Raw genomic sequence first — 7020 nt, forward strand, 5'->3', positions numbered from 1 at the left:
AGCTTTTATATTTAAGTGGTGAGTTGTATTTATATAGTAAAATGTCATATGTAATTTAAGCGGTTTATGAAGAAATTTTAAAAATTATATTGACAAAACAATTTTTAAGTGTAAAATGAAAAACAATTCAAAAATATTTGTATAGAACAAAGGCTATGAAAAGAAATAGTATCAATTATTTTTACGAACAGAAAGTTACCGGTTGATGAGAGGTGCATGTAAAACGATTGTGAATTCATCTTGGAGCTGTGTACCGAAAAGATCATATCTAAGTAGGCTACGCCGGTAAGCACCCGTAATCATGTGCGAGAGTATCGTCAAATGACTGTACTTCTTAAGGTAAGTAATGTGAATTGCTTATAAATTAAAGGTGGTAACACGAGTTGAATCGTCCTTTTGGTTAATCCAAAAGGGCGTTTTTTTTTATGTCTTTTACGCAAACAATTTGGAAATTTAAAGTTTTAAGGAGAAAGTAATTATGAAACAAACGAAACAAGATGTTCAGCTTAAACGCGGTTTAAGTAACAGACATCTACAATTAATTGCCCTCGGTGGTTGTATTGGTGTTGGCTTATTTTACGGTTCTAGCTCAACGATTCAAATGGCCGGACCATCGATATTATTAGCTTATTTAATTGGTGGATTAGTCATCTTTACGATTATGCGCGCTTTAGGTGAAATGGCAGTAGCGGAGCCAGCATCCGGTTCATTCAGTACGTATGCCAACAAATATTTAGGGAACTTCGCAGGCTTCTTATCTGGCTGGACATATTGGTTCATGTGGATTGTTGTAGGAATGGCCGAGTTAACAGTTGTCGGTGTGTATATTAACTATTGGTTCCCAGATATTCCGCAATGGGTAACTGCACTCGTTGTACTTGTAGTGATGACGTTAGTGAACTTAGCAAATGTTAAAGCTTATGGAGAATTTGAATTCTGGTTCGCTCTTATTAAAGTAGTTGCAATTATCGGTATGATTGTACTTGGCTTAGCCATTATTTTATTTGGTGTAGGCAATCATGGTGAAGCAGTTGGTTTCAGTAATTTATGGTCTCACGGTGGCTTTATGCCAAACGGATTCCACGGTGTTTTAATGTCGCTTGTGTTAGTAATGTTCTCGTTCGGTGGTGTTGAATTAGTAGGCGTTTCAGCTGGTGAAGCGAAGGATCCTGGAAAATCAATTCCTTCTGCCATCAACAGTATTGTTTGGCGTATTTTAATTTTCTATATTGGTGCATTAGGTGTCATGATGATTTTATCTCCATGGAATGAAGTTGGTTCAAATGGTAGCCCATTCGTTCAAGTTTTCGACCATGTCGGAATTCCTGGTGCAGCGCATATTATTAACTTCGTTGTATTAACAGCAGCAATGTCTGCATTCAACAGTGGATTATATGGTTCAGGACGTATGCTTTACAACTTATCGTTACAAAACAACGGTCCTAAATATTTCAAAACGCTTAGTAAAAACGGTAGTCCACGTCGTGGGATTTTATTCTCATCAGCAATGTTACTAATTGCCGTTGTGTTAAACTACATCGTCCCTGAAAAAGTGTTCATTTATATTTCTGCTGTTGCAACAGTAGCAGTTATTACGAGCTGGATGATTATTCTGATTGTTCAATTGAAATTCAGAAAGTCTAAAACGAAGGAAGAAATTGACGGTCTAAAATTCAAAATTCCGTTATTCCCAATTACTACATATATTTCCATTGCATTCTTATTAATGGTTATTGTGTTAATGGCGTTTATTCCAGACATGCGTGTTGCACTGTATGTCGCACCGATTTGGTTTTTAATCTTGTTTGTTGGATACAAAGTAATCTTTAATTACAGGAACTATAGTTGAAAAACGATCTTCAACAATCGGGCGCTTTAATTGAAAAAGCAGTTAAAAGGATCTTCCAACAGAAGATCCTTTTTCAGGTGTGCCAGGCATGGCAACTATCTAGGTGGTGAAAGTCCACTGTGGGGGTGCACATCGACCAACCACTAAGGAAGCGTAAGGTACTTATCGCGAGGTAAGGGCTGGAGGAAGCGTGGAATAAAATCTTGGCTCGACGAACAGAAATCTGATACTAAGGCTCTATAAAAGGATGAGACTCCTTGACAAGTCAAAGTCCAAAAGATGTGCGTAACTTTGTAGGGTAAATCAGGCGAGTAAAAGAGGAAAGATAGTTGTCTTACCCTGGAGGTCTTGCGGATGTACAGTAGTACAGTCGAAAAAGGTTAGTCGCAAGAAGTCAGCAGAAGCCATAGTAATGAGTAAAATCATGAAGGGCTGAACAATTTATAGTGTTTCAACGCCGCGAATGCGTAAGTGACGAACTCCGAATGTGTTAATGGTGAAAGTATGAGCGTATCTCAAAGGATAACCAAAATGGAGTTATCACTTACTACGTGAGAGGAAAGGAGAAACGAGTGTGAAACTTTTAGAACAAATTCTAAGTAATCAAAATATGAATGAAGCCTACTTACGTGTCTATAAAAATAAAGGTGCCAGTGGGGTTGATGGAGTTACGGTCGACGAACTAAAGCAATATCTGAAAGAGCACGAAGACGAGCTGCGTCAGCGCATCAGAACAAGAAAATACCAACCACAAGCTGCCTTAAGAGTGGAAATTCCAAAAGAAAATGGCAAGATGCGCAAATTGGGAATACCAACAGTAGTGGATAGGGTAGTTCAACAAGCCATTCATCAAGTACTCAGTCCGATATTTGAAAAGCAGTTCAGCGAATTCAGTTACGGCTTTAGACAGAAAAGAAGTTGTGAGATGGCAATTATAAAAAGCTTGGAATTTCTGAATGATGGACACACTTGGGTTGTGGATATCGACCTTGAAAGATTTTTCGATACAGTCCAACACGATAAACTCATGCGAATCATTTCTAATACAATAGATGACGGAGATATCATTTCTCTAATAAGAAAATATCTTGTCAGTGGGGTTATGGTGAATGGGAAATATGAAGAAACACCAGTTGGAACTCCGCAAGGAGGAAACCTAAGCCCACTGTTAAGTAATATTATGTTGAACGAACTGGATAAGGAACTAGAAAGTCGAGGACTCCAATTCGTGAGATACGCTGATGACGCCCTCATCTTCGTGAAGAGTGAGAAAGCAGCGAATAGAGTGATGGATTCAATCGTGAGATTTATAGAAAAGAAATTAGGGTTGATAGTCCATACAGAAAAGAGTAAAATCTCCCGTCCAAAGGATTTGAAATTCTTAGGATTTGGATTTTACTACGATTCTAAGAATGAGAAATATCAAGTAAAACCTCATCTCACATCCATACAAAAACTTCAAAGGAAGCTTCAAAAATTAACAAAGCGAAATTGGAGTGTTCCGTTGGACTACCGAATTTTAAAACTAAAACAAGTCATACTTGGGTGGGTTAACTACTTTAGAATCTCGAATATGAAAAAAGCGATGACTGAGATAGATAAGAAACTTCGCTCCAGAATTAGAGTTATCATCTGGAAGCAATGGAAGGTAGCGAAGAAACAAATCAAATCGCTTGTTCAATTAGGGATTCCAGAGGAAGAGGCGAAAGGGTTAACTTTCTGTAGAAGAGGTTATCGGTACATTGGACTATCGAAAGTTATTCAAAGAGCAATCTCAAACAAAAGATTAAAGCAGAGGGGGGTTCCCTCTGCTTTAGAACATTATCTAAAAATACACACTGTAATATAAATTGAACCGCCGTATACGGAACCGTACGTACGGTGGTGTGAGAGGGGCGAAAATAGTTAAATTATTTTCCCTCTACTCGATTACCTATAAGGGTGATTATGTAAACTCTTCTTGGGGTAGCGTCAGGAAAATGCAGATTTACAAGGTTAAACTAATTTCAACATTAAAAAGTGGATTCCTGTTGATCTAGAAACGACTCGTTTGAAAATAATCAGGAAACGAAAGGATTAGCAATAATCCTATAATTGCAATCACAAAAAAACAAATCATGCCTATTATTTTTACTTTAATATTAACTTCAGCTTTCTTTTCTAATTTACTAATGTAGTTAGTTACTAACACTAAACTAAGTAAAGGAATAGCTCCTAAAAAAGGTTTATCTACCAAAAATAAAACTACAACTAGTAAAATCACTGCAATTAATATTTTATTTATTATCGTTTGAATAGAAATCCCTCCTAATATTCTTTCTTTAACTCTTCTGCTCGTTAGTTTAAGTGTAGCACTTCACAGTCTCAATAGAGTAAAGCCTATTGAGACATAATCAAATAATCTTTAAATAAGACTTGTATCAAAATGCTTAGCGTTGTAAATTCGCATTTCCCTGCCGCTACCCCATTAAGCTAATGGGTGACATCAGTTCAAGAAGAAGCCCCCTTCTTCAACTAAAGGCAGGATTGTTGAACAAGGAAATGATAAAATGGAATTATATAGAAAAAATGGGGAGGTGTCCGATAAATGAAAAAAGTCTTTGCAATTATTTTCCTTATTTTGCTAACTGGGTGTAATTCAAATAGTGCAGTAGAAAATTTAAAAGAGGAATATCCCAAAACGGTAAAAGAAGTGGCTGAGAAACTACCTGGCAAAATTCAAGATGAGTTAGCAGCACCGACAGAATTACCTTTTGCTGTTGAAAATGTGGTTTTACGTTTCACGGCGAACCCTCCAGGAGACTCAAAAGGAGATATTTTCGATACTGAATTTATGTATGGCGGCGAAGGTGTAAATCTTCATATCACTACTTATCACTATAAAAATACAACCTTTTCTTCTGATGATAAACAATTCAAGACAGTAAAATTAAAGAACGACATAAAGGCTCTTATAGAAGGCGATGACGAGAATACGAAAGAAATTCGTTGGAAAAAAGACGGACTTTATTATTCAATTATGCTTATTAAATCTCCAAAAAACGAGAAGAAATGCACGATCGAAGATCTTGTACAGATTGCCGATTCGATGGAATATTAAATGAGAATGTATTCAAGTAATGAGGAAAATAGTTTTATAAGTAATTTGTTTTATTGTGGTAATGTGTATGTGATTTCTAGGAGGAGTTATTATCCATAAGATTATTAGTTATATAGCATTTGCAATTGTGACAGTTATTTCATTGGATTACCTAAAAGATAATTATATGTTTGGTATTATTCTTTTTTTTAGTCTATGGGTTATCTATGACTACATCAGAGTATTGGAAAAAAGGGCAGAAGTTGAAAATAAAAACAAAATAATAGGAATCACTTGCTATTTCGTGGTTGGTTTGATCGCTTGGTTTATCATCTTCTTTTTAAGGTAGTCTAATTAAGCTACGGATGCATTAATTCAACAGCGCGACCACCAAATTGGTGATCTTTTGAATGTACGAAAATAACTAATATCATACATTTGAAAAACCCATTCTTCAACTAACAAGGCCAATAGTTGAAGAATGGTGCTATAATATCTTTAATAAAAATGTGAGGGAATTATTAACAATAAAATCAAGTGTATTATTAGGGGGATTCCAGTTAAAGAAAGGGGATTTATGAACGTAATTATTAGAAGATTATATATTGGATTATTGCTCGTAATTTTAGTGTTACCAACTGTTGGATGTGAACTATCTAAGAAAAAAGATGGAGAAGCAAGTAGCAAATCTCAATTTACTTTAGAAGTAAAAGATTTACAAAGTTTAAGCGATAAAACAATATTCTATACAAAATCAAGTGAGGTTATATCAAACTCAGGAATAAATAATATATTCTACAATATTCAAGAGTATTATAACTCTAATAAAAAGGAATATCATTATGTTTTAGCTCTCAAAAAACAATCCCTGTCAGACTATCAAAAAGAAATGGAAATTATTCCATACGATATAATTAAGTTTTCGGTAGGGGCAACACAAAATAAAGATACCAACTCATTTATCCACACTGTATCCTCGCCAGTATTTATTGAATTTGAAAAATCGTATGTAAAGGATGGTTCTTACTATTTGTTTAGTTCAAATAAATCAATAGATACCAAGGATTTTCAACTGGAAGGTATTTTTGTGAACTCTGTACCGATAAAGGATAAAAAGGCGGGGGAAGAAACTTTTCGTTTTATTACAAATGTAAATGAAAGCCTAATTACTAATTAAAATGGAATTTAAAAGACTTTGATACTTCAACTAACCGGTGCTTGTGCGGCCGAGCCTAGGTCGTATCATATAGCGGGTGGGATTCCCGTCGAGAAAGAACTAGCCATTCACTCGTAGCGAGTCTTGGAGGGCTAATGGTAACATTAGCCTTTAAGCGTAGACAGTTAGGTGGCGCGCCGAAAGCTAAATGGTTGAAGGGATTGAGCTCCATAATGTTAGTAAATCGAGAGGGCTGATGCCTTAAGCACAGCAGAAAGCTACATTTTATCCATCGTTAAAGGCAAGAAGGATAGAACCTCTCTGGAGTCAGAGACCTTGGCACGTTACACATTGATATGATACGGCAACTCGGGAGACCCTACCGGTCTTTTCTTCTTATAGAAGAGTATGGTGTACAAGCGATAATAAGCAAGGAAACCAAATGCCGATGTAGGGAGTCGGATAGCAGCGTAGTACCAATGAAGTTGGGTAATGCCGATGGAGGAAAGGCTGCTACCAAGTTATCACCCTTACTAGGGGCACATTTACTACACGCAGAGGTAGGGATAATAAATGGACACAAAACTATTAAGGATAGCAGAATTAGCAAAATCTGAGCGAAAGAGATTAGCTATATTTTGTGAATGGTGACTAGGAGGAGCCGTGTGCGTAAATAGCGCAAGCACGGTTCTGTGAGGGGGGAGGAACACAATCTACCGCAAGGTAGAGAGGTTCCCTTCTACTCGACTACATAAAGAGTATTGAGCTGCTAAGACAGCTCTTTATTCTTGTTCAACTAAAGGGGCAGGTGTGCGGCCGAGCCTAGGTCGTATCATATAACGGGTGGGATTCCCGTCGAGTAAGAATTAGCCATTCGCTCGTAGCGAGTCTTGGAGGGCTAAAGGTAACTTTAGTCCTTAAGCGTAGACAGTTAGG

4 protein-coding genes and 1 other annotated feature are annotated in these 7020 nt (G+C 36.7%); all 4 genes read left to right on the forward strand.

What is annotated here, in order from left to right; genetic code table 11:
* Window positions 1–146: 146 nt before the first annotated feature.
* Window positions 147–399, forward strand: a binding site (T-box leader).
* Window positions 400–478: 79 nt separating this feature from the next.
* The 4 genes from AC625_RS02605 to AC625_RS02620 all read left to right on the forward strand — a co-directional run bounded on the left by AC625_RS02605 (window position 479) and on the right by AC625_RS02620 (window position 6105).
* Window positions 479–1849 (forward strand): amino acid permease, encoded by a 1371-nt coding sequence (locus tag AC625_RS02605; RefSeq protein WP_049679864.1) that lies wholly within the window; start codon window positions 479–481, stop codon window positions 1847–1849.
* 574 nt (window positions 1850–2423) lie between these two features.
* The gene (gene ltrA, locus AC625_RS02610; protein WP_049679865.1) at window positions 2424–3698 is read left to right on the forward strand and encodes a group II intron reverse transcriptase/maturase; all 1275 of its coding nucleotides are present in this window, start codon (window positions 2424–2426) and stop codon (window positions 3696–3698) included.
* A gap of 738 nt (window positions 3699–4436) precedes the next feature.
* Entirely contained in the window at window positions 4437–4949 is a 513-nt protein-coding gene (locus AC625_RS02615; protein WP_049679866.1) for a hypothetical protein, read from the forward strand.
* A gap of 556 nt (window positions 4950–5505) precedes the next feature.
* On the forward strand, window positions 5506–6105 hold the full coding sequence (locus tag AC625_RS02620) for a hypothetical protein (protein WP_049679867.1): 600 nt from the start codon (window positions 5506–5508) through the stop codon (window positions 6103–6105).
* The last annotated feature ends 915 nt before the right edge of the window (window positions 6106–7020 follow it).

This window comes from Peribacillus loiseleuriae (assembly GCF_001183985.1).
GTDB lineage: Bacteria > Bacillota > Bacilli > Bacillales > DSM-1321 > Peribacillus > Peribacillus loiseleuriae.